Source organism: Halomonas sp. DP8Y7-3, assembly GCF_019801675.1.
Taxonomy (GTDB): Bacteria; Pseudomonadota; Gammaproteobacteria; order Pseudomonadales; family Halomonadaceae; genus Halomonas; species Halomonas litopenaei_A.
In genome coordinates this window covers 292,673-313,408 of record NZ_JAHVIO010000003.1, presented here as the reverse complement: position 1 = coordinate 313,408, position 20,736 = coordinate 292,673, and the positions used below count along the sequence as shown (strand labels likewise).

Below are 20,736 nucleotides of genomic sequence, written 5' to 3'. Positions count from 1 at the left end.
CAACCTTGTCGCCAAACCGTCCCATTTATCGCGAAACGGGGCTCTCGACCGTCATCGAAAGCAGCAGGGAAGAGAGTGTCTTACCGTGGCCATCCAGGTTGAGCGAGCCATTTACGCCCCCTTGAAGGACGTCTTCCAGGACAAGGTTGATCCCGCCAAGGTTAGGCATGGGATAGCGTTTCACCCCGGTGACACCACGATGAGCAAAGAGCTGATACACCCCCTCCTCCGTTACCTGATCCAGTAGCCAGCGGTAGAGCTCGTCCTTGTAGACGAAAACGGCCAGGTTCAGTCGGTCGCCCTTATCGCCAGCGCGAGCATGGGCAAAGTGATAAAGAGACCGTCGTTCACTAGACATATCCTCAACTCCCATTGCGGATGCTGACGCTGGGTGTGACATCTTGGCGGCGAACCAGGTACGAGGCCGTCTTGAGCCGGCGGTTCAGGTGTCGACGCACACCGCCACCTGCAGCGGGGCCGCAGCAATACAGCGCCAGCAACTCCTGTGTCGCGAGCTCGACCACCGCACGTTGTTTATGCTCGACCGCCAGACGCAGGCGAATATCTTCGGAGGAGCTTTCTGGACTGTCTCGCCACACTGCTGCATCACCGTCGAACACGCTGGAGATACCAATGACATCGAAGCGAGTCCTCATGTCAGCGGGGCAGCGCGTTGCCAACCGCCGCTGCAACGTATCCTGGGCGAGCTTTGCTCGAGCTATTGCGTTAGGCCCGGCATAGGAAATTTCCGCTTCCCCTTGATAACCATCCAGAAAGCTGACGGTCGTCTTGAGCCTGTCCGGCGCTGGATGCCCTCGCACCCCTTTGACCGATACCCGATCACGGCCCACTTGCCGCACCTCAACGCCCGTCAAGTCCACCACCACATCCGGTGTCACATAGCCGGCGGGATCATGAATTTCGTAAAGAAGCTGCTCCTTGACCGTCTGCTCCGTCACCAAGCCTCCGGTACCTGGAGGTTTCGTCACTATCAGACTGCCATCACGTTCTACCTCGACGATGGGATATCCCAGGCAGTGCATGCCTTGAACATCCTTTACCCCGGGATCGGCAAAGTACCCTCCTGTCACCTGTGCACCACACTCAATCAGGTGGCCCGCCAAGGTCCCGGCGGCGATCCGGTCCCAGTCATCGCGCGCCCATCCGTGGTGGTAGCGCAGAGGGGCCAGGGCCAAGGCGGGGTCAGCGACACGTCCAGTAACCACCACCTGTGCCTCCTGCGCCAGTGCCTCGACCAGTGCATCCGCCCCCAGGTACACATTGGCCGCCACCACGTCGTTGCTGTCTGGCAGCTCGCGGTGCTCGCCCTCCCACGGCTGCCAGTCAAGCGAGTGAATCTGCTGGCGAACGTCATCCCCCTGAATCACCGCGATGCGGGCATCCTTGACGCCAGCCCGTTGTGCCATCGCTGCCACTTGGTCACCTGCAGCTTCCGGGTTTGCCGCACCGAAGTTTCCCAACACGGTAATGGCATTGCGCAAACAATCACCCAGCACCGGGGCAAGAAATGCCTCCAGCAAAGGCTCTACCCCTCTGCTGGGGTCTTGCAGACGCGCCAACTGAGCGGCCGCCAGGGTTCGCTCTCCCAGCGTTTCGAACATCAGGGCACGCGGCGCATCATAGTGCAGCAGAGCTTCTACCAATGGCCCGGCCGCGTCGGTACGGTCGCCCGAGAAACCCGCCCCACAGCCTACGACAACAGTCATGCGAGCCTCCCGGATCTCACCAAGGGCAAACCAAGAAATTCTCTCACCTGACGAGGCTTCATGATGCTGCGGCCGCTGGCTTCAATCCTCTCGCGCGTCAAGCGCACCAACTCCGCATTGTCTTTCACCAGAGTGCCATCGGGGCGCCAGAGGTTGTTCTCGAAACCCACACGGGCATGCCCACCGTGCGCTGCTGCCAACCCCATGCACTCGGCTTCCGTCGGCCCAAAGGCGCAGACGGCCCACCTATCACCCGGTGTCAGGGCTTCCAGAAATTCAGGCAGGCGAGCCGGATCCGCCACCGGCGGTGTCTCATAACGTCCCAGGACAAACAGCAGGAAGCTCTTGCCGGATGGCAAGACCCCAGTATCGCGAAGCTGGTTGAAGTGCAGCAGGTCCTCAACGGAATAGAGGATGTATTGCACACTGCCCCCCTCGGCCTGAAGGTTACGGCAAACGGCGCCACTCGCTGCGACCTCCTGAGGATCGCCAAACAGCTCGCGCACGGCTACCGAGACGGATTCAGGACGAAGCTCTTCCAGCAGTTTCCTCTGGGCCTGTGGGTCATAACGCCCACCCGCCTCGCTGGTGACTTGCAGCACCATGTCATCGCCGACAGCTGCACGGATCATGCCTAGCGCGTCTCGATAGGCAGCCACATCCAATAGATGACGGCCATCAGGTTCACGCACGTGCAAGTGCACCATGGCCGCCCCCGCATCACGGCAAGCAAGCGCATCGGCGGCCAGCGCCTCCGGCGTCAGCGGGATTTGCGGGTGATCGACCCGGGTACGTCGAGCGCCGTTGGGGGCGACCATCAACAAGCAAGGTGATGTCATGACTTCACCTCCGCGGGTTGATCTGCGGGCTGATGTGCGGGCGGTTGTGCAGACTGAGGTGCAGCCTCGATGGCGTGCTGCAGCGCCACCAACTGGGCATCACGCTGAGCAGAAAGTTCGCTCAGTGACTGACCGCAAGCCGCCTGTTCGACACCGGCGACGACACGACTCTTGAGCGCCTCATCCACCGTCGGGGAGCCAAGACTGGCCCAGCGATATTGCTGACTCGGACCCAGGTGCTCTAAGTAGTGCTTGATTCCACCCTTTCCACCCCCCAGGTGATATGTCAGAAAAGGACCCTGTATCGCCCAGCGCATTCCCGGGCCCGCTGTCACCGCCCGGTCGATGTCTTCGACACTGGCGACCCCTTCCTGCAGCAGGTACAGCGCCTCGCGCCACACCGCAGACGTCAGACGGTTAGCGATGTGCCCCACCATTTCCTTCTTCATCACCACGGGCTGCTTGCCGATGCCTCGGTAAAAGGTGGCGAGCCTGTCGACAACCTCTGCATCCGTCCCGTAGAGCTCGACAAGCGGCACCAGATGGGGAGGGTTGAAGGGATGAGCAATCGCGATTCGCGACGGTTCCGGTGCATCCAAGGCAATATCGGAGTGTTGCATCGACGACGTGCTGCTGACGACCAACGCCGACGGGGGGGCCAGCCGTTGAATGTCAGCCAGCAGCCTACGCTTCACCTCTGCCGACTCCGGCGCATTCTCCACCACCAGCTCCGCTTGCTCGACGGCCTCAGCTAAAGCGCCACATACCTTGGGCTCACGTGGAGAGCCCCCCAGTGTGTCCATGTCGGCAGCCACAAGATCTGCAAAAGCGGCTCTTGCAGAAGCGTCCGGGTCATACGCACTGACCTCTAACCCACGCGAAAGAAAATAGGCGGCCCAACAGATGCCAATCGTGCCGCATCCCACTATCGCAATGCGCGTTATCACAGACTCGGAGTCGTTCATCATGATGCTCCCTGCAGCTGGTTACGACGTGCCACATTCCAAGCCCAGCCATACAGGGCAAACAGCCCGATGACGCCAACCAAGCCCGGAGCCTGGCCCGGCAAGACCGCTAGAATGCCGACGATGAGGAGAATGGCGGCATCCAGCCAGCGACGCCCTGTCAATCGGGCTCCACCCAAGGCTCCGGCGAAGGCCAGGACAAACGCCAGGGCTCGCAGGGCTGCGGTGGTGATTTCCCACGCACCACCCATGCCAATCAATGCGGGGTAGGCCAGAATCAGGAAGGGAATAATGTAGGTGGCGGCGCCAAGCCGTACGGCATGACCGGCCACATTCAACCACCCGGCCTGAGCGATGCCTGCCGCGACGAAAACCGCAATACACACCGGCGGGGTAATCACCGAGATCGTCGCAAAATAGAAGACAAAGAGATGGGCGACCAGCGGCTCAACGCCCATACGCGTCAAGGCCGGCGCCAGAACAGCGGCCACCAGGACATACGCCGCGGTGGTGGGAATGCCCATTCCCATGATGAGACAGATGACGGCAACGATCAGCGCTACTAGGAAAAGCTGCTCGCCGGCCACGCTCACCACCAGGGTGGATAGCGTCACTCCGATACCTGTCATGTTGAGCATTGCGACGAGTATCTGAGCCCCTGCCAGCAGAACACCGATGATGACCATGCCCTTGCCAGCGTCTTCAAGCCCGGTCATGAGCATCCGAATCATCTGCGCGGGCGGTGTGCGGTCCAGAATGCCGAAGGTCACATAGCACAGCAGTAGCGACGCTATGCCCAGAAATGCGGAGTACTGGATGGAGTAGCCCGTCAGTACGCCACCAAACAGGCCGCCCAAGGCCGCCAGAATGGGCACAATTCGTCTGAACTGCAGTACATCCGGCCAGCGTGGCAAGTCAGCCTCCGGCACCAGCGGCAGCGCACGCCGCACCGCCACCACGTGAATGGTAAAAAACACTGCCACATAGAAGAGCGCGGCAGGCAGCAGCGCCGCCAGAGCGATAGTAACGTAGCTGACGCCCAGGATCTCGGCCATGATGAATGCGGCGGCTCCCAGAATGGGCGGTGCAATTTGACCACCCGTCGAGGCCACCGACTCGACGCCTCCGGCGAAAGCGGCGGGATAGTTCAAGCGCTTCATCATCGGAATCGTGAAGTTGCCTGTGGTCGCGACATTGGCCACCGCACTGCCACTCACCATGGCAAACAGGCTCGACGCCACCGTGGCAATCTTGGCTGCTCCGCCTTGGCTTCGGCCTCCGATGCGCATCGACAGATCAATGAAGGTCTGGCCCCCTCCCGTATGCAGCAGCAATGATCCGAACAAGACGAACGCAGCGATGGTGGTCGCCGCGACACCAAGCAGCATGCCCCAGACTCCCAGGTCACCAAGGAAAAGCGTTTCGGTCACAAAAGCGGTGTCGAAACCTCGATGACTCAACGGGCCAGACAGCAGGTTGCCGAACAGCGCATAGGCAATGCCAAGCGCCACCAGCATGGGGAAAATCCAGCCGATGGCACGCCGTGCGACTTCCAGGATGGTGAGCACCAGCGTCGCTGCCATGAGCTTGTCCTGGGTGGTCGCCCAAGGCAGCGTCGACAGGATCTCGTCTGCCTTTACCGTGACGTAGAGACAGGAAGTGATGGCACCAACAGCAAGCATGACATCAACGATGATCCCTACTGGACGCCATGACTTGCCTGCGCCCAGAGGGAAGCTAAGAAGGCCCAGTCCAATCACCAGCGCAAGAAAAACGCTTCGATGTACCAGGCTATCGAATGGCCCTGTTGCCGAGGTGTAGAAAATGAAGCCACCGAGAACCAGGGCGACCAACATCAAGCTTTTATTACGCATGGGACCGGGCTCCTGAGATTATTCCACCGGCTGCAGGTGGTCAGGAATCTCGTAGCCCTGCTCTTCGAAGTAGCGAGCGGCGCCTGGATGGAAGGGAACCGTGCCGCTTTCCAACGTGAGTTCGGCGATGTCCACATTCGCCAGGTTGGCCAATGCGCTCACCTGCGGATCTGGGTTCTCCATGACCGCCTTGACGATGTCATACGCCATCTGCTCATCCAGGTCCGGCGATGAATGCATGGCGAGGCCGAAGCTCCAGGTGGTGTAGGCAGGCATACCTTCGGCCGCGCCCTCTGGAATATCTACCACGGAGATGTCAGGCATCTGCTCCCGCAGGGTGTTCGCCTGATCCTCGTCCAGTGACAACACCTGAATCGGCGTAAAGGTGGCGACGTCCATGGAGGATCCGTCGAGCTTGTTGCCGACCCCGGACTTGACGTAACCGGCGATGCGATTGTCCTTCACACCGGCCACGACGTCGGTGGTGGAGCCTCGCACGTAGTCGGGTGAGATGCCCAAGGTCTCCATGACGGCCAGCGTTGTCGCCTCGGTAGCCGACCCGGTAATACCTGGGTTAAGACCAACTCCGTTCAGGTCGGTCAACGACGACACCCCGGCATCCTCGCGCATGACCACATTCTGCGGGGCTGCCGAATACACCCACAGCAGACGGTTATCTACCGGCCGATCAGCAAACTCACCTTCGCCCGAGTAGGCGTGATAGCCCACATTGGTGGTGACAAGCCCCATATCGAGCTGGCCGCGAAGAATCCGGCGGAGATTGTCGACGGTGGCTCCCGTTTCGACGACCGATGCGCGAACCCCTTCGACTTTCTGGTTGATGATCTGGCCGACGGCCACGAAATAGCCGTACTGGCTGGAGGAGGTAGAGGTGGAGCCGATAAGCAGCTGATCTTCCGCCTGGGCAGCAGCGGACATCAGGCCGGCACTGAGGATGGCAGCCAGCAGCGGCGTCTTGTATGAGGACATGGCGTAGCTCTCTCTGGTGTTATCTATTATTGGCGTCCAGTAGACGAGTGTCTTGCGACCTCCACACCTTGGAAAGAATGCCGGTATTTGTCTAATATATTTAACCGAACGAGACTTTTACTTTTTTTATGCAACCATCCATCCGTCAGTTGAAGGCGTTTGTGGCCGTCGCAGAACACGGCAGTTTCATAGAGGCCTCCGAACGCCTGCACCTCTCTCAACCGGCCTTGAGCATTGCCATCCGCAAGCTTGAGGAGTCGGTCGGGGGCATGCTCTTCAACCGCTCGCCCAGGGGGATCCAGCTGACCCCGGAAGGTCGCTATTTTCTGCCTATCGCAAGGCGCCTGATCAGTGACTGGGACGAAGCCCTGGGAGATATCGGCGAACTCTTCAACAAGGAACGCGGCAAGGTGACGCTAGCCGCCCTTCCGACCCTCGCGGCCGGCTTCCTCCCTGCCGTCTTGGCGGACTACCGGCGGCAGTACCCCAACATCGCCATCAACGTCCATGATGTCCTGGCCAACCAGGTAGATGAACTCGTCAGGGACCAGCGAGCGGATATCGGCTTTTCGGTGAAGCCCAGCGGGGCAGAGGCCATACATTTCGAATCGCTGGTGGACGACCACTTCGTTGCGGTCTGCCCCCATGGACATCCCCTGCTGAACCAGGACGAGGTGAAGTGGGAGGAGTTGATCGCCTATCCCGTCATCGCCCTTAGCCGGCTTTCGAGCACCCGGCAGGCCATCGACGAGGTGTTGCAACACCTCGATGCGGAGATGGACGTCATGTGCGAAGTCAGTCAGATCGGCACAGCAGGGCGCATGGTCGCAGCCGGACAAGGCGTCGCCGCCCTACCCTCCCTCAGCTTTAAACAAATCTCGTCTGAGGGGCTGGAGTGGCGTCCACTGACCCACCCCACCGTTCCACGCACGCTGGGAATCATCACACCAGCGCGCTCGTTACAGTCCGCCGCTGCCACCGCCATGCTGGAAGTCGTGAGAAAGCACGCGCTGACGCTTAATCCGCTGGAAATCCAATAGTCGAGACGAAGGCTTCCCCCATCTCGCCACATCGCTAATAGCCAATAGCCAGAGATAGGGGAACTGCCCCAGGCCAGCTTTCACCCGCAATGCCAGACGGTGTTGATGGCGCACCGCCGTGACCTATCGAGGAATTCTCATCGACTCTAGGTAGAAGAAACGACGCATGTCGTGGCTTCACCCTAGCGTCGACCCACAGCACCACGCCCAGCATCAGCGCCAGATTATCGTGTTCTGACGAAAAGTGTTTCCCCCCTTTGCCGCTTTATCACGCCGCCTGTGCCTTCCAACATTCACCGCGTCAATTGCCAGCGCATCGGCGATGCGCCTTTCCTTTCAACGCTCAGACAGACAGGCAGCCATCATGAAACGTCCTTTCTCCCTTGCTCTACTTGGCCTCTCGATCGCCGTTACCAGCATCACCGCTCAGGCCGATGGCCAGTCCTCGCTCACGCCAACCAGCGAGGTCGTCCAGCAGTCCGATATCCACTGGGGCTATCTCAATCCGCTGCGCGGTGACCAGAGCCCGGCCGCAGGCGACCTGTGGGGTGACCGCACCAAGGATGGCGCTTCCGGCTTCCTGGTGAAGTTCAATGAAGGTTTCTCCTCACCGCCTCACATCCACAACATCACCTATCGTGGTGTGGTCATCCAGGGCGAGGTTCACAACGATGACAAGAACGCCGACGAGCAGTGGCTGCCCGCAGGCTCATTCTGGATCCAGCCGGCGGGGGAGTCTCATATCACCGCAGCCCGTGACGAGGTCAACATGGCCTACATCGAGATCGATGAAGGGCCCTATCTGGTACAGCCAGAATCCGAGGCCTTCCACAACGATGAAGAGCCGCTGAATGTCGCCGAAAACAACCTGGTATGGCTGGATGCCAATGACATTCGCTGGATCAGCCTCCCGGGCAGCGACGACGCCGTACAAGGCCCGAAGACCGCTTTCCTGTGGGGCAACCCGGACGCCGGACAGATGAGTGGCCGTCTGGTGAAACTGCCAGCCGATGTCTCGGTTGAGATCACAAGCCACGCCGACGAATTCCGCGCCGTGGTCATCAAGGGCGGCCTGACCCACGAGACCGAAGGCAAGAACGACAGCCAGCACCTGACGACCGGCAGCTACTTCGGTTCACAGGGCGAGATCACCCATGACATCGCCACCAGTGCCGACGGCGAGACACTGCTCTACGTGCGTACCAATGGCGATTTCGACATCGCCGAGCAATGATCTCCGAGCGCTGAACCAGCAGCCATAAAGCGCTGCAGAAAGCGTGAACGGCCACCCGGCTTCAAGACCGAGGTGACCGTTCGTGTTCAGGGCTATGGCTGTGACACCTTCGTCAAGGCTCACCGATAAGGGTATGAACTTCCCCTTTTTCACCGGGGCGGATGGCAAAAGAAAGCCACGTCATCGAAAACGACATCTTACGATTGCGCTGCCGACCAGGCCTTTAGTGCATCATCCTGGTGTCTATTTCCTCTTCTTCCGTCCAGCGGGATTATTATGGCGGGTGCCCCAGAAAGTGGCGGTTCTCGAACCGCCACGCGTGGGTCAGGATGTCACGCAAGTCATAGGTCGGTGCCCAGCCGAGCACTTCCTGGGCCTTGCAGATACTGGCCACCAGCCGGGCTGGATCGCCAGGGCGCCTGGGGCAGATCGATGTCTCGATCTTGCGACCACTGACCTCCTCTGCGGTCCGAATCAGCTCGAATACGCTGTAGCCAACACCACAGCCAAGATTGAAGGTCTCACTGCTCCCTCCCGCAAGCAGACGCTCCAGGGCCAACTCATGGGCACGACAGAGGTCTTCTACGTGCACAAAATCGCGTATGCAGGACCCGTCAGCGGTCGGATAGTCGTCGCCGAATACCTGGATCTGCGAGCGTCTCCCCGAGGCTGCCTGGAGTACCAGAGGAATAAGGTGAGTCTCCGGATCGTGCCTCTCCCCCAACACACCCTCGGGATCCGCGCCGGCAGCATTGAAGTAGCGCAGACAGATGGACTGCATGCCATAGGCAAGCCGATAATCCTCGAGTGCCCTTTCGACGAGGTGCTTGGTATTGCCATAAGGGTTGATCGGGTTGCAGTCACGACTCTCGTCGAGATCTCCCTCTCCGGGCACACCATAGACTGCGGCGGTCGAAGAAAAGACGAGGCGCGAAATGTCGTGCCTGACCATGGCATCCAATAGTACTAGGCTCTTCATAACGTTGTTGTGGTAGAAGGCGGCGGGATCGCGCACAGACTCACCAACCTCGATCAACGCTGCGAAGTGCATCACAACATCAAAGGCCTGCGATGCAAGAAGACGGTCGAGGAGCGCACTGTCGCCGAGGTCTCCAACCATCAGTTCGGCGTCCATCACGGCATCGCGATGGCCTCTGGAGAGATTGTCGAGCACGGTGACAGCGTACCCCGAACGCCTCAGCCGTTTGACCATGTGCGAGCCGATGTAGCCGGCTCCTCCCACCACCAGCACTCTGGCCTTGCTGCTATGCTCCGTCGTCATGCATCACTCCCCCCGTCTGCGCCGAAGGTTTACTGCCCGCGCCACTCAACCATCCACGGTCGCCTCGCTCGACCAGCGTTCAAGCTTGCGGTATAGGGTGGAAGGACTGACAGCCAAGGCGCGTGCAGCGCCGGGCACGCTACCGTGGTTTAGCGAAATCGCCCGCTCGATCACCAGCCGTTCGATCTGGGCCAGAGTCATGCCATCGAAGGAGGCCTCGACGTCAACGGGCTTCGCGCCTGGGGAAGGAGGTTCGGCAGCCTGCGCGGCGCCATACCCAACCGGACTAGGGGGGGAAGCCTGAGGAGCAGAGCTGACTTCCTGAGGCAACAGTGGTGCCAGCGAGAGGTCCGGCCCAGGACTCATGACCACTGCACGCCGCATCATGTTCTGCAGCTCCCGCACGTTGCCAGGCCAGCCGTAGCGCTGGAGTCGTCGAATGGCGGCAGCCTCCAGAGGATCAAACGTCTTGCCCTCCTCGGCGGCAAAACGATCAAGAAACACCTGTGCCAACAGCACGACGTCATCGCCACGCTCGCGCAGGGGTGGCAGCTCGATCGGCAACACGGATAACCGATAGAACAGATCTTCACGAAAGCGGCCGGCCTGCACCTCAGCGATGGGGTCGCGGTTGGTGGCACAAATGACTCGCACGTTGACTGCCTCGGGACGGCTACTCCCAACCCGCTGGATCATGCCCGTCTGCAGGAAGCGCAATAGCTTGACCTGAAGCTTCAGCTCCATTTCGCAAATTTCGTCGAGAAACAGCGTGCCGCCATCAGCTTCCTTGGCCGCCCCTACGCGGTTGTCCAGGGCTCCGGTAAAGGCTCCCTTCACATGGCCGAAGAGCTCTGACTCAAGCAAGTTTTCAGGAATGGCACCGCAATTGATCGCCACAAAGTGGCCTTTGCTGCGCTGGCTGATGGCATGGATCGCCTCCGCCGTTACTTCCTTGCCGGTGCCACTTTCCCCGGTGACGAATACCGTGGCCTTGGAGTTCGCCACGTTTTCAATGGCGCGATACACCACCTGCATGGCATCGGAGCCGCCAACAAAGCCCTGGAAGCGATCACGCTTCTTGATCCGCCGAGCCACCTGAACTTCACGCTCAAGCATTCGGTGCTGGCCTGCGCGAACCACCGTTGTGGTAAGACGCTCCGGTGCCACCGGTTTCACCAGGAAATCATAGGCGCCTGAGCGCATGGCCTGAATCGCGCGACTGATGGAACCATCAGCAGTGATTACGACAACACTGGAGTCTCGCGCCATCTGCGGCGTCGATTCCAGCAGCTCCAATCCATCCCCATCTGGCAAATTGAGATCTAACAGAATAACGTCGAAAGGCCGCTGCGATCGCGTCAGCTGCTGACGTGCCTCGGCCCCTGAGTCGGCCATTTCCACCGTGCATCCTGCTGCTTCAAGCTGCCCCGCAAACGTCAGCGCCAGCGACACAGTATCCTCGATGATCAGCACATACGTACCTTCACTCATATCGCATCGCTGCCTGTCCCTGGACGAATGATGAAGCGAGCCTGATTCAACACGTTGTCAGCACACCACTCCACGCGACTGTTCTCACTATAGAAAACAATACACTGCTGAACCAGGCCGAAGGCGATGTGTGCGAAGGCGCGGTGGGAGCGATACGCCACGATAAATCCATCCTCGCACTCATGGGTTGTGACCGATGGAGGCGTCGCGCCTGGATAAATGACCTTTACCTCCTCATGGATATGGCTTTGAACGTGATCAAGCAATTCCCGAGCAGAGGCGTAACGATTAAGCAGGTGCGGGAAGCGCACCTCGAAGCGTTGGAACAGGTAACGTCCAAACGCCTCACAGATGCCGGCGGCGTCTGCATCAGCGAGGGTGGAGGCTGCGCCAACGAGGGCTCCTGCGTATTCGCTTGGATAGTTGCCCACTGTTGTGAAGGCAGCTTCATTGGGCAAGTCGGCCTGCTCTACGACGCGCTCGGTGAAGTCTGGACCGAAGCTCTCATCCATAAAGTTCATCAGCTCGACAAAGATCATTCCTTTCATGGCAGTCGCTCGCTTAACAGGTAAACCGACCGGGAAAGACTGGAGTACACACCGCGCCTCTGCGGCACTCGACGCCCCGCTTGTCTCCGGTGACGTGATACATGTCATTAACTAAGCAAGAAAGATGCCAGGCCATATTACCCCTCCATGCCGGAATATCGCCTTCAGTTATCGCAAACTGCAACGAAAAGAATGCATTCTGCAACGAGCTTTATTGCAAAATGCAATGGCACAGCGAACAGACCCACTTGGCGCTTCATGTTCCTGCCACTCTGCAGACCATGCCACCGCCCCTCTCCATCCACCGCGCTTTCACTGCGTCGATAACTACACAAGAGGAGAAACTTCTTCACTCTTGGCCCGAATCTTGTATTCAATCTACTACAGTATTCTTCTAATGGAGGGAGAAAGCTCATGGACAATAGCGTCTGCCAAGCTAGAGCGATCCTCGGCACGATCATCCTCGGTCTTGTCCTCACCGGCTGTACCTCGGCGCCGACCCCTGACAACCAAGCAGAGGCTCGCTGGATGCCTCAGCAGGCGGAGCTTGAGGCGTCACAGCAACAGTGCGTGCCCGACAGCGCTACCCTGGCAGAGCCGGCAATTAACTACGTTTCGGCCGCTGAACTTCGCCAGGAACGGGACCAGCTTGGTCCCGGGGATAGACTGCGTATTCAAGTGGTGGGCGATGACGGTCACCTGTCACAGGTTTACGTGATTGATGACTACTTCCAGCTTACGCTTCCAGGCCTCGCACCACTGGACACCCAAGGCAAGGCCCTCCGCCAGGTCGAGACGGCACTGGGAGACAGGCTGGTAACGGCGGGACTGGTTCGCCCGCTGCCCAGGGTCGTCGACGTGTCGCTGTTAGAAAGCGCCGGCATCTCGGTACCGGTCAGCGGCGCTGTCTTCCAGGCTGGTACGGTGCGCATTGGCGAGCGCGAGAGGGAAACGCTGGTCGGCCAGCGTGAAGGCCCCGCCAGCGGCGATGCCAACAGAGAGCGAAGCTTAGCAGCTGCCATTCGCGCCGCCGGTGGCGTGCGGCCCGATGCCGACCTGACGCGTATCCAAGTGGTGCGAGGCCAGCGCTGGACCGAACTTGACCTCAGTGGACTGCTCGACGGAACGCGGCAGGGAGACTTTCGGCTCTCTCAGGGCGACAACGTTATCGTGCCAAGTACGAAGTGCTTCGATGAGCGACTGGTGCGCCCGAGCCCCCTTACGCCCCCCGGCATACGTGTCTACCTGTCAAACCTATCTCGACCCGCTGCCAATAATGCCAGTTCCGCTATCGGCAAAGAGGCCAGCAGCCTACCTTACGGGACGCGACTGCTGCAGGGGCTCGCTTCTGCCAACTGTGTGGGAGGCTCAGCGATGAACGCGCATCGTCAGGCCGTGCTGATTTCCGAGAACCCATTGAACGGTCGCAGCGTCGTGATTCAACGCGATATCGAGGCGATGCTGGAAAATGCCCAGCGCGACAGAATCAACCCTTACCTTATGCCCAATGACGCCGTCGCCTGCTACGACAGTCGAGCCATGAACGCTCGCGACGCCATCACCTTGTTCGGCGAAGCACTTGGCTCCGCTGCGACGGCCATCCTCATTGATGATCTAGCACAATGAGCGTAGATACCTCGACACAGCCTCGTCGGCTGCAGCGCTTCTGGTACCTGGTGCGGGATGGTCTGCCCTCCGCTGGCCGATATCGGCGCTATACCTGCTCTCTGCTACCCTGCTTGGTGGTCATCTGGGGTCTGGTAGCGCTTTACCTCATACTCGCGCCCGTCAGCTACAAAAGCTCCATGACGCTGGTTCTGCCTGGCTCCGGTGCGGGCGGTTCCATCAATCTCGAATCCATCGGCCAGGCAACGTCGCAGACCACCTCGGCCTTCTCGAGCCCCTCTCTGAGCCCGACACAGAACTATAAGCGTCTGTTAGGCGCAGACCTGATCCTGCGCCAGGGTGCGGCCGGTCTGGATGATGAGATTCTGCCCGATCCGACCGTGAAGCTGGTCGATCAGACCAACCTGATCATGGTGTCAATGCGCGGGGCCAGTCCAGAGCAGGCACAGGCTCGCCTGGAAGCCCTCAGGCTCGCCTTTCTGTCCGGACTAGAGCGCTTGCGTCAAGACGAGGCCGAAAAGCGAGAGGCCGCCGATCTGGCGCGACTGGATGAGCTGGAGCAGAAACTCAAGCAGGCTCAACGCCGGGTCCTCGAGTTTCAGGGCACGACCGGGCTTGCGACTCTGGACCAGTTCCATCAGCGCCTGAGCGTGGTCGACGATCTGCAGGGCAGTGAGCGCGAGTTTCGCCAAGCAGTAAGGCGCAGTGAGGCCCAGGCCTACAGGCTCGGCGAGATGCTCGATATTACTCTTGACGAAGCCCGCAGCGCCCAGCTGCTGCGCGCTGATCCGCTGTTCCAGTCATTGCTGCAACGCTATGCCAGCGTGCTGGCCGACTGGACCCAAGCTCGCGCCACCCTGGGCGAGCAGCACCTGACGCTGACCGAACTGAGTGCCCAGCGCCAAACCTTGCGCCAGTCGCTGGTGCAGCGTGGAACGGCCCTGACTCCGCTGTCGGCGGAGATCCTGCTCGGCTTCGCCGACCTCTCGGTGAGCGACGGCCGCGAGCGGCTGCTCGACGAGCTAATGCGCACAGCGGGCAACGGTGCAGGCGCCCAGGCAGCTCTTGCAGAGGTCCGGGAGCAGATCTCTCAACAGAGCAACGAAACCGATACTCTGGTCGAACAGGCCGCAGATCTGACGGACCTGCTGCGCGAACTGCGTGTTGCCGAGGCCGTCTTCTCATCCGCATTGGCGCGCCTGGACACCAACAAGGCAGATCCCTTCGCCTCCTATCCTCTGGTGCAGACCTTCGAGTATCCCTCACTGCCGCGGTCTCCCTCCTCGCCATCCACCCTGCTGGCCGTGGCCGGCGCGGTGGTAGCCTCGATCCTTGTCATCATGGGCTTCCTCCTGCTATGGCTTCGCCAACCCCTTATCCAGCTAATGCTGCCGAAAAGCTGATCTCGGTAGCCATTCAGAGCACCTGGTTGCTCTGGGCACTCGGCGGTCTTTACATCGCCGGGCCCGCTCTGGCCTGGATCCTGGGGTTGATGGCCGCTATCACCCTCTATCTCGGGCCCGCCTTACCCCAGCACCAACGTCCCCCGCCGTTGCATCCTGCCATCGTCCTGTGGCTGATTGGCATGCTCGCCATGCTGCTGATCCTGGTCATCGGCCATGTGCTCAACGGGCTGGGGCTTGGCAAGACGATCAAGTCTTCCATCGGCTGGGCCAAGGGCTGGGCATTGATCGCCCTGTTTCCCTTTGCCGGCGCGGTACTCGCCATCCGCCCAGAGATCATCTACCGAGCAGTGTGTCGGCTAGGACTACAGACCCTCATTCTGCTCCCGCTATTTTTCGTGGCGCCATTCATCGGTCTGCCGGGCCTGCTGTACGTGTCGCCGCTGAAGATCGTGGGCGGCTCGGGCCCTGAGTACTTCGCCGTGATCCTCTACACTCTGGAGCCTGGCACCGGTGTGCCGCGCTGGCAGTTCTTCGCCCCCTGGGCCCCGGCTGCCGGCATGGTCGCGGTGGTACACATTCTCTGTGCCATGGAAGACAAGCATCTGGGATGGAAAATGACAGGGGTCGGAGCAGGGTTGATGATGGCGCTGCTCTGTCAGTCTCGGCTGGCATTGGTCGCGCTTGCCATTGTCTGGCCACTGGCCTTCGGCATCAGCCAGCTGCGCAGGCCTTGGACCTGGTTTACCGCCGCCCCTGCAGTGCTTGGCCTGGGGCTGTTCGCACCGCAGCTGCAAATGTTGCTGGATCAGGCAATTGCCCGTTTCGTGGGTGCGCGGGCCGACTCGAGTCGGGTGCGCGCTGCATTGGGAAGAATCGCGGTTGACCGTTGGCGCAACGAGGCGCCCTGGTTCGGTCACGGCGTAGTGGAAAATGGCCCACATCTCGTCGAGTACATGCCTATTGGCAGCCACCACAGTTGGTTCGGCCTGCTTTTTGTCAAGGGCATCACCGGCCTGTTCGCTCTCCTCCTTCCCTTGCTGGCAAGCCTTTGGATGGCGGCGCGACTCTCGCTGACTCACCCCATTGGTCGTGTCGCCCTATCGATGCTACTACTGTTGACGCTCTACAGCTTCGGCGAAAACCTCGAAATCCTGAGTTACCTCTACTGGCCGGCCTTGCTGCTGGTCGGCACTGCCGCCCGCGCCGCCTCCCGCAAACGCCAACTCGCCGCTACCGCCCAGGCAGATTCAACACCGGTGTCCTGACGTCGTGTCATCGAGCATCACCGCTCAACAGGTGGCGCCATGCCTCTAGACGTGCCTCGGTTAGCCCGACAACCGAGGCGCGAGCCTTCTTGCCCAGCTCCGTCAAGGCCCCTTCATCCAATGCAGCCAGGCTATCCCTTAGCCCGTATGGAGAGGAAAAGTCTACCCGCACTCCCGCCTCGCCAAGCTGTTCGGGGAGGCCATCCACATTAGCCACCAGCAGGGCCCGCGCGGCCTGGCGTGCTTCGGTAGCCACCAGCCCGAAGGCCTCCCACCGCGACGGCACTGCGATGACGTCGCACTGGGCGAGGAAGGCCGCACGATCTGATACTGCGCCGACAAAGCAAACGTGGGGCAAATCCGCCGCTGCAGCCCTCAGTGCAGCTTCCTGGGGACCAAAGCCACCCAACCGCAGCGTGTAGCGCTGTGGATCAAGCTCGCGAAAGGCTTCGATCAACCGATCGAAGCCTTTTTGCTCGGCAAAACGCCCGTAAGCTCCTACCACCAGAGGCCGACGACAAGCCCCATCCGACGGTGCGATGGTCGCCAGGTCAGGTACATCGCTCCAGGGGGAGATCACCCTGAGACGATGACGCGAGATGCCCACCGCCTGCTCCAGCCACTCTCGCTGTCCGTGGGAGACCGCTACCACATCGTCGAACAGCCGATAGGCCTGTCGCAACATGGTTCGAAAGCGCCGACGATGTGGCACACAATGTGCCTCCCAGGCCCCTGTATAGCTGTGTTCGACGTGGATCAAACGCGCTTGGGGGTTGCGGGCTCGCAGCACAGCGAGAAACGGCAGAGCGCGCCAGCGCGGCGGAAAGTGGGTCAGAATGACGTCAGCCTCAAGTCGCGGTGCCCAGGGCCGGTCAGGCATGACCTGAACAACTCGCGATGTCTGTAGATCGGTGAGTCCCGGATGATCGTAGATCGCCAGCGCCTGCATGACCCCACCTGGGGCGACATCATCCAGCAGGTGTATCACCCTGAGCGGCTTCATGCGACCGCTCCCGCACCCAGGCGCCGCGCCGCCAGCGCCTTGAAGGCGCGGCGCGGCAGCCAGCGCGCTGCCAAAGACCCAAGAGTGGTTTCCAGCGTCTTGCGCGGCTCCCGCAGCAAAATCGAGGGACTGGCGGCGAAGGCCTGGCCGATCAACGATACGGCGAAGCCGCCATCGCCAAGCTGCACGGCGCGGCGTGCCAGATAACGCAGCTGGTAGGCTCTGGCGCGACGGCCGTAACGTGACAACAGGGCTGGCGCATAGACGCGCGCCTTGTCGATGGCCCGCTCCCAGCTTTCGAACTGGCGCACCATGTTGGCCGACAGACCTCCACCAAGAATGCGGTAGTCGGTCAGACATCCCTCGATACCCTCGAATGTGCACCCTGCGCCAGCGCTCATCCGCAGCCATAGTTCGATATCCTCGGACTGCCGGAAACTCTCGTCGAACCAGCAGGTACGCTCAGGCTCGCGGGGATGCGGGAACGCAACACGCTCCAGCGCTGAGCGCCGAATCACCGCCGCCGAGCCGTTGCCCACAGGATTTCTCATCAACACATGGTGAGGCTTGACCGCGGTCAGGCGCGGCTTTTGCTCAACTCCCAGGAAGCATCCCGCCGCATCGATCAATCGCGAGCCAGCGTAACTGACGTCGACATCGCTACTGGCTCTGAGATGGATAAAGTGCAACGCGAGCTTGGCGGGATGCCAGCGATCGTCTGAGTCCAGCAGGGCGATGAAGTCACCACGGGAGGCAGCGATGCCCGTGTTGCGTGCACCCGCAAGCCCACGGTTCTTCTGGGTGACGATACGGATCCGCTCATCGCTGAAACCGCGGCAGATATCCATGCTGCCATCGCTTCCTCCGTCGTCGACAATGATGAGCTCAAAATCACCAAAGGTTTGTTCCAGTACGGAAGAGATGGCCTCACCGACGAAGGCTTCAACCTGATAGACCGGCATCACTACGGAGAAGATGGGATGGCTCATGGGAAGGCTCCTAAAAAGGGAAAAACTGGGAGATTCTCCTTCTTTATTCCAAAAACTGTGCCAACTTTACTTTAATATTAAAATCAATATCTTAAGATTGACCATGACCGCTAATTGCCTGGGTTTTCAGCACAATGCAATGCAAACTGCAATCAGCCGAGTCACGTCTTTGCAAAGTGCAACGGTCGTCCGCGTCCAGACCTGAAGAGGTCACGAGCTAGGCGAACAAACGCATGCGCGCCGCCCTGGGAAGCACTGGGCTGACCAGCGCTCCCATTACGGTCAAAGCGCCCCGCCGTCGATCTTTCAGGAAAGCTCCAGGAGAACTCTTGAGCCCCTCAAGCGCGAAGTGTAAAGCCTGGGCGGAGGAGCCTCCTGCGCGCAGTGCGCGGCGCGCAAGATAGCGGCAGTAGAGCGCCCGAGCCCCCGCTACGTCAAAGCTCTCTGCGTACTCGCGGCTCAATTGCTGCCAGCCGGCATACATGGCAGGAAGATCTGCCGATAGCCCATCTATGGAAAGCCGATACCCCACCAGCACACGCTCCAGTCCCGATGCGCGCGCACCACCGGCCACTGCGCGCGCGATCCATTCCTGATCCTCGGCGTGCTGCATGCCCTCGCGAAAGCCCCCGCACGTATTCCAGAAGGCGCGGGTGACGACCAGATTGGACGTGGTGCAGACCGGGTTTTCTCCCAACGCCTGCTCAAGCGCTAGCGCTCCGGCCGGAATCGTCGAATGGGTCTGGGCGGCGTCCAGGCAGTGGTCATCCGGATGCAGGAAAGCGATTCGGGCATAGCTGATATCAGCTCCGCTATGCGTTTGATGGTAGGCTGCGTGCGCCTCAAGCTTATCGGGCGCCCACAGATCATCCGCATCAAGAAAGGCGATCAACTCGCCACGGGCGTGCGCGGCACCGACATTGCGGGCGCGGGCCACACCGCCGTTGGGCTGATGGATAACCTGTATCCGCGCGTCGCTCCGCTGCCAGCGAGTGAGTCTTTCGAGGGTGTCATCTGTCGAGCCGTCGTTGACTAGCCACACCTCAAAGTCTGTCTCGCTCTGATTCACTACGCTGGCCAAGGTGGCCTCTATTGCCTCCCCCCCATTAAAAACAGGAATGATCACGGAAAACCTTGGCGTTTTCATGCGGATACCCTCTGGAAATCAGCCAGGGTCGCGATGCCCTCACGACCCGAAAGGAGATGGATCGATGCGGGTATCAGCGCCAGCGCCAAGCCGGCAACGTAGGCCCACGCCGCAGCCATGAGCCCGAGTCCCGCAAACAGCGTCAACCCTCCCAGCGCCGCAGCCGTCGCGATGCTGTTAAGCAGCGCCTCGACAGCGGGACGGTTGTGAGCACGGAGCCAGGCGCTGGCCACAGCGGCGAAGATCATCGGCACCGCCCCCAGCGCCAGCACTGACACCAGGGGGGCTGCTCCTCGCCACTGCTCCCCGAAGACCAGCGGCACATACCAGGGCGCAAGGCCTACCTGTAGAACCAGCACGGGAAGGAAAGCCCCCAGCCCAAGCCAAAGTCCCTGGCGGCATCGGCAGGCGCGGCTCGAGGCTGACGTTGCCGCGCTGATGTAGGGGAACAGCACTTGCCCCAGGGCCGTGATAAAGGATGTGGTAATGCCAAGCCCAGCGTTAAATGAAAAGTAGTAGATACCCAGCGCCTGCACACCGAACAGGGCTCCGACCAGCAGCTTGTCCAGCTGCGTGCGAGCGACATTCACTAGTTCGGAAATGAGCACGCCGGCGGCGAAACCGAGAAACGATCGCCACGGCGTCAACCCCGACGCCGGCACAGGTCGCCAGGCCTTTGCCCTGCGCACCAGCAGCAGCCACAGTGGAGCAGTGACGAGCTTCGGCAGGACAATGGCCCAGGCGCTGGGCCACAGCAGCACAAAGATTAGCGTCAGCAGCTGATCGGCGATGGCTTGAGTGGCGGTGATCCGCGCGATGATGCCAAAGCAGCCGCCCCGCATCAGCAGGAACACCTGGACCAGTCCGGCTGGCATGAAAAGATAGACCCCGGAGAGCACGGCCAGCATCGCGGCAATCTCTCCCATACCGAGGAAGTGTAGTAAGGCCGCCAATGCCAGCTGAATAAGGCTTACCCCACAACACCAGAACCAGAAGAGGCGATGGGCGGTGTTACAGGTCGCCGCCAGTTGGTCTTCGGACTCAGCGATGATGCGCTGGCCAATACCGGCGTTGGCCAGCACCCGCACCACCTCGAACAGACTAAGCGCCAAGGCCGCAACGCCCATGATGGTTGGCGATACTTGCCGCGCGATGACCACAACGCTAAGGATACGGATAAGCCGCGTTGCCACCTCGGCGCCGCCGAAAGCGGCGAGTCCTCTCAACAGCTGCCCTACATCGGCACGGCGCCAGCGAGATATCAGGTGAGCAAGGTTCATGGTTCTCTCCAGGGAGTCAGGGGCCTAACC

At 60.6% G+C, this 20,736-nt stretch carries 18 protein-coding genes; 5 read left to right on the top strand and 13 right to left on the bottom strand.

Going from position 1 to position 20,736, the window contains the following annotated elements; all coding sequences use genetic code 11:
* Positions 1–25 precede the first annotated feature (25 nt).
* Genes KUV86_RS03695 through KUV86_RS03670 form a run of 6 tightly spaced genes read right to left on the bottom strand, consistent with a single transcriptional unit; the run spans position 26 to position 6,395 of the window.
* A complete protein-coding gene (locus KUV86_RS03695; protein ID WP_224908169.1) occupies positions 26–358 on the bottom strand; it encodes a hypothetical protein in 333 nt (110 codons plus the stop codon).
* A gap of 4 nt (positions 359–362) precedes the next feature.
* Positions 363–1,727, bottom strand: coding sequence for an acyclic terpene utilization AtuA family protein (locus KUV86_RS03690; protein ID WP_222483617.1), 1,365 nt, complete (start codon positions 1,725–1,727; stop codon positions 363–365).
* On the bottom strand, positions 1,724–2,566 hold the full coding sequence (locus KUV86_RS03685) for a 3-keto-5-aminohexanoate cleavage protein (RefSeq protein WP_222483616.1): 843 nt from the start codon (positions 2,564–2,566) through the stop codon (positions 1,724–1,726). The genes KUV86_RS03690 and KUV86_RS03685 overlap by 4 nt, the downstream gene beginning before the upstream one ends.
* On the bottom strand, positions 2,563–3,531 hold the full coding sequence (locus KUV86_RS03680; protein WP_224908321.1) for a 3-hydroxyacyl-CoA dehydrogenase NAD-binding domain-containing protein: 969 nt from the start codon (positions 3,529–3,531) through the stop codon (positions 2,563–2,565). Before KUV86_RS03680 ends, KUV86_RS03685 begins: the two co-directional genes overlap by 4 nt.
* Positions 3,531–5,405 carry a TRAP transporter permease gene (locus KUV86_RS03675; protein ID WP_222483609.1) on the bottom strand — a complete coding sequence of 625 codons (1,875 nt, stop codon included), beginning with the start codon at positions 5,403–5,405 and terminating at the stop codon, positions 3,531–3,533. Before KUV86_RS03675 ends, KUV86_RS03680 begins: the two co-directional genes overlap by 1 nt.
* Positions 5,406–5,423: 18 nt before the next feature.
* A complete protein-coding gene (locus KUV86_RS03670) occupies positions 5,424–6,395 on the bottom strand; it encodes a TAXI family TRAP transporter solute-binding subunit (RefSeq protein ID WP_206943105.1) in 972 nt (323 codons plus the stop codon).
* Positions 6,396–6,523: 128 nt separating this feature from the next.
* On the opposite strand from KUV86_RS03670, the gene KUV86_RS03665 reads away from it, so the two are divergent.
* Together KUV86_RS03665 and KUV86_RS03660 are read left to right on the top strand one after the other, a co-directional pair.
* Positions 6,524–7,435, top strand: a complete 912-nt coding sequence (locus KUV86_RS03665; RefSeq protein WP_206943107.1) for a LysR family transcriptional regulator — start codon at positions 6,524–6,526, stop codon at positions 7,433–7,435.
* 364 nt (positions 7,436–7,799) lie between these two features.
* Entirely contained in the window at positions 7,800–8,669 is an 870-nt protein-coding gene (locus KUV86_RS03660; RefSeq protein ID WP_222483608.1) for a DUF4437 domain-containing protein, read from the top strand.
* A gap of 274 nt (positions 8,670–8,943) precedes the next feature.
* Here the strand turns inward: KUV86_RS03660 and galE are convergent, their stop codons facing one another.
* The 3 genes from galE to KUV86_RS03645 are packed head-to-tail and all read right to left on the bottom strand — an operon-like array spanning position 8,944 to position 11,990.
* Positions 8,944–9,951: a UDP-glucose 4-epimerase GalE gene (gene galE / locus KUV86_RS03655; protein WP_222483605.1), complete on the bottom strand. Its 1,008-nt coding sequence runs from the start codon at positions 9,949–9,951 to the stop codon at positions 8,944–8,946.
* Between the two features lie 45 nt (positions 9,952–9,996).
* The gene (locus KUV86_RS03650; RefSeq protein ID WP_206943114.1) at positions 9,997–11,442 is read right to left on the bottom strand and encodes a sigma-54-dependent transcriptional regulator; all 1,446 of its coding nucleotides are present in this window, start codon (positions 11,440–11,442) and stop codon (positions 9,997–9,999) included.
* Complete coding sequence (locus KUV86_RS03645) at positions 11,439–11,990, bottom strand: heme NO-binding domain-containing protein (protein ID WP_222483604.1); 552 nt, start codon at positions 11,988–11,990, stop codon at positions 11,439–11,441. The genes KUV86_RS03650 and KUV86_RS03645 overlap by 4 nt, the downstream gene beginning before the upstream one ends.
* A 414-nt stretch (positions 11,991–12,404) precedes the next feature.
* On the opposite strand from KUV86_RS03645, the gene KUV86_RS03640 reads away from it, so the two are divergent.
* Genes KUV86_RS03640 through KUV86_RS03630 form a run of 3 tightly spaced genes read left to right on the top strand, consistent with a single transcriptional unit; the run spans position 12,405 to position 16,287 of the window.
* Positions 12,405–13,616 carry a polysaccharide biosynthesis/export family protein gene (locus KUV86_RS03640; protein ID WP_222483603.1) on the top strand — a complete coding sequence of 404 codons (1,212 nt, stop codon included), beginning with the start codon at positions 12,405–12,407 and terminating at the stop codon, positions 13,614–13,616.
* Positions 13,613–15,019 carry a hypothetical protein gene (locus tag KUV86_RS03635; protein ID WP_206943120.1) on the top strand — a complete coding sequence of 469 codons (1,407 nt, stop codon included), beginning with the start codon at positions 13,613–13,615 and terminating at the stop codon, positions 15,017–15,019. The genes KUV86_RS03640 and KUV86_RS03635 overlap by 4 nt, the downstream gene beginning before the upstream one ends.
* Before the next feature lie 26 nt (positions 15,020–15,045).
* On the top strand, positions 15,046–16,287 hold the full coding sequence (locus KUV86_RS03630; RefSeq protein WP_224908167.1) for an O-antigen ligase domain-containing protein: 1,242 nt from the start codon (positions 15,046–15,048) through the stop codon (positions 16,285–16,287).
* A gap of 7 nt (positions 16,288–16,294) precedes the next feature.
* Here KUV86_RS03630 and KUV86_RS03625 read toward each other — a convergent pair whose 3' ends face one another.
* The 4 genes from KUV86_RS03625 to KUV86_RS03610 all read right to left on the bottom strand — a co-directional run bounded on the left by KUV86_RS03625 (position 16,295) and on the right by KUV86_RS03610 (position 20,706).
* Positions 16,295–17,290 carry a glycosyltransferase family 4 protein gene (locus KUV86_RS03625; RefSeq protein ID WP_222483602.1) on the bottom strand — a complete coding sequence of 332 codons (996 nt, stop codon included), beginning with the start codon at positions 17,288–17,290 and terminating at the stop codon, positions 16,295–16,297.
* Positions 17,287–18,279, bottom strand: coding sequence for a glycosyltransferase (locus tag KUV86_RS03620; protein ID WP_206943126.1), 993 nt, complete (start codon positions 18,277–18,279; stop codon positions 17,287–17,289). Before KUV86_RS03620 ends, KUV86_RS03625 begins: the two co-directional genes overlap by 4 nt.
* Before the next feature lie 217 nt (positions 18,280–18,496).
* Positions 18,497–19,426 (bottom strand): glycosyltransferase family 2 protein, encoded by a 930-nt coding sequence (locus tag KUV86_RS03615; protein ID WP_224908166.1) that lies wholly within the window; start codon positions 19,424–19,426, stop codon positions 18,497–18,499.
* Complete coding sequence (locus KUV86_RS03610) at positions 19,423–20,706, bottom strand: oligosaccharide flippase family protein (protein ID WP_222483590.1); 1,284 nt, start codon at positions 20,704–20,706, stop codon at positions 19,423–19,425. The genes KUV86_RS03615 and KUV86_RS03610 overlap by 4 nt, the downstream gene beginning before the upstream one ends.
* Between the last annotated feature and the right edge of the window lie 30 nt (positions 20,707–20,736).

Coding starts and splice junctions, on each gene's coding strand:
- KUV86_RS03695 (WP_224908169.1), bottom strand. CDS start 358: ATGTCTAGTGAACGACGGTCTCTTTATCACTTTGCCCATGCTCGCGCT.
- KUV86_RS03690 (WP_222483617.1), bottom strand. CDS start 1,727: ATGACTGTTGTCGTAGGCTGTGGGGCGGGTTTCTCGGGCGACCGTACC.
- KUV86_RS03685 (WP_222483616.1), bottom strand. CDS start 2,566: ATGACATCACCTTGCTTGTTGATGGTCGCCCCCAACGGCGCTCGACGT.
- KUV86_RS03680 (WP_224908321.1), bottom strand. CDS start 3,531: ATGAACGACTCCGAGTCTGTGATAACGCGCATTGCGATAGTGGGATGC.
- KUV86_RS03675 (WP_222483609.1), bottom strand. CDS start 5,405: ATGCGTAATAAAAGCTTGATGTTGGTCGCCCTGGTTCTCGGTGGCTTC.
- KUV86_RS03670 (WP_206943105.1), bottom strand. CDS start 6,395: ATGTCCTCATACAAGACGCCGCTGCTGGCTGCCATCCTCAGTGCCGGC.
- KUV86_RS03665 (WP_206943107.1), top strand. CDS start 6,524: ATGCAACCATCCATCCGTCAGTTGAAGGCGTTTGTGGCCGTCGCAGAA.
- KUV86_RS03660 (WP_222483608.1), top strand. CDS start 7,800: ATGAAACGTCCTTTCTCCCTTGCTCTACTTGGCCTCTCGATCGCCGTT.
- galE (WP_222483605.1), bottom strand. CDS start 9,951: ATGACGACGGAGCATAGCAGCAAGGCCAGAGTGCTGGTGGTGGGAGGA.
- KUV86_RS03650 (WP_206943114.1), bottom strand. CDS start 11,442: ATGAGTGAAGGTACGTATGTGCTGATCATCGAGGATACTGTGTCGCTG.
- KUV86_RS03645 (WP_222483604.1), bottom strand. CDS start 11,990: ATGAAAGGAATGATCTTTGTCGAGCTGATGAACTTTATGGATGAGAGC.
- KUV86_RS03640 (WP_222483603.1), top strand. CDS start 12,405: ATGGACAATAGCGTCTGCCAAGCTAGAGCGATCCTCGGCACGATCATC.
- KUV86_RS03635 (WP_206943120.1), top strand. CDS start 13,613: ATGAGCGTAGATACCTCGACACAGCCTCGTCGGCTGCAGCGCTTCTGG.
- KUV86_RS03625 (WP_222483602.1), bottom strand. CDS start 17,290: ATGAAGCCGCTCAGGGTGATACACCTGCTGGATGATGTCGCCCCAGGT.
- KUV86_RS03620 (WP_206943126.1), bottom strand. CDS start 18,279: ATGAGCCATCCCATCTTCTCCGTAGTGATGCCGGTCTATCAGGTTGAA.
- KUV86_RS03615 (WP_224908166.1), bottom strand. CDS start 19,426: ATGAAAACGCCAAGGTTTTCCGTGATCATTCCTGTTTTTAATGGGGGG.
- KUV86_RS03610 (WP_222483590.1), bottom strand. CDS start 20,706: ATGAACCTTGCTCACCTGATATCTCGCTGGCGCCGTGCCGATGTAGGG.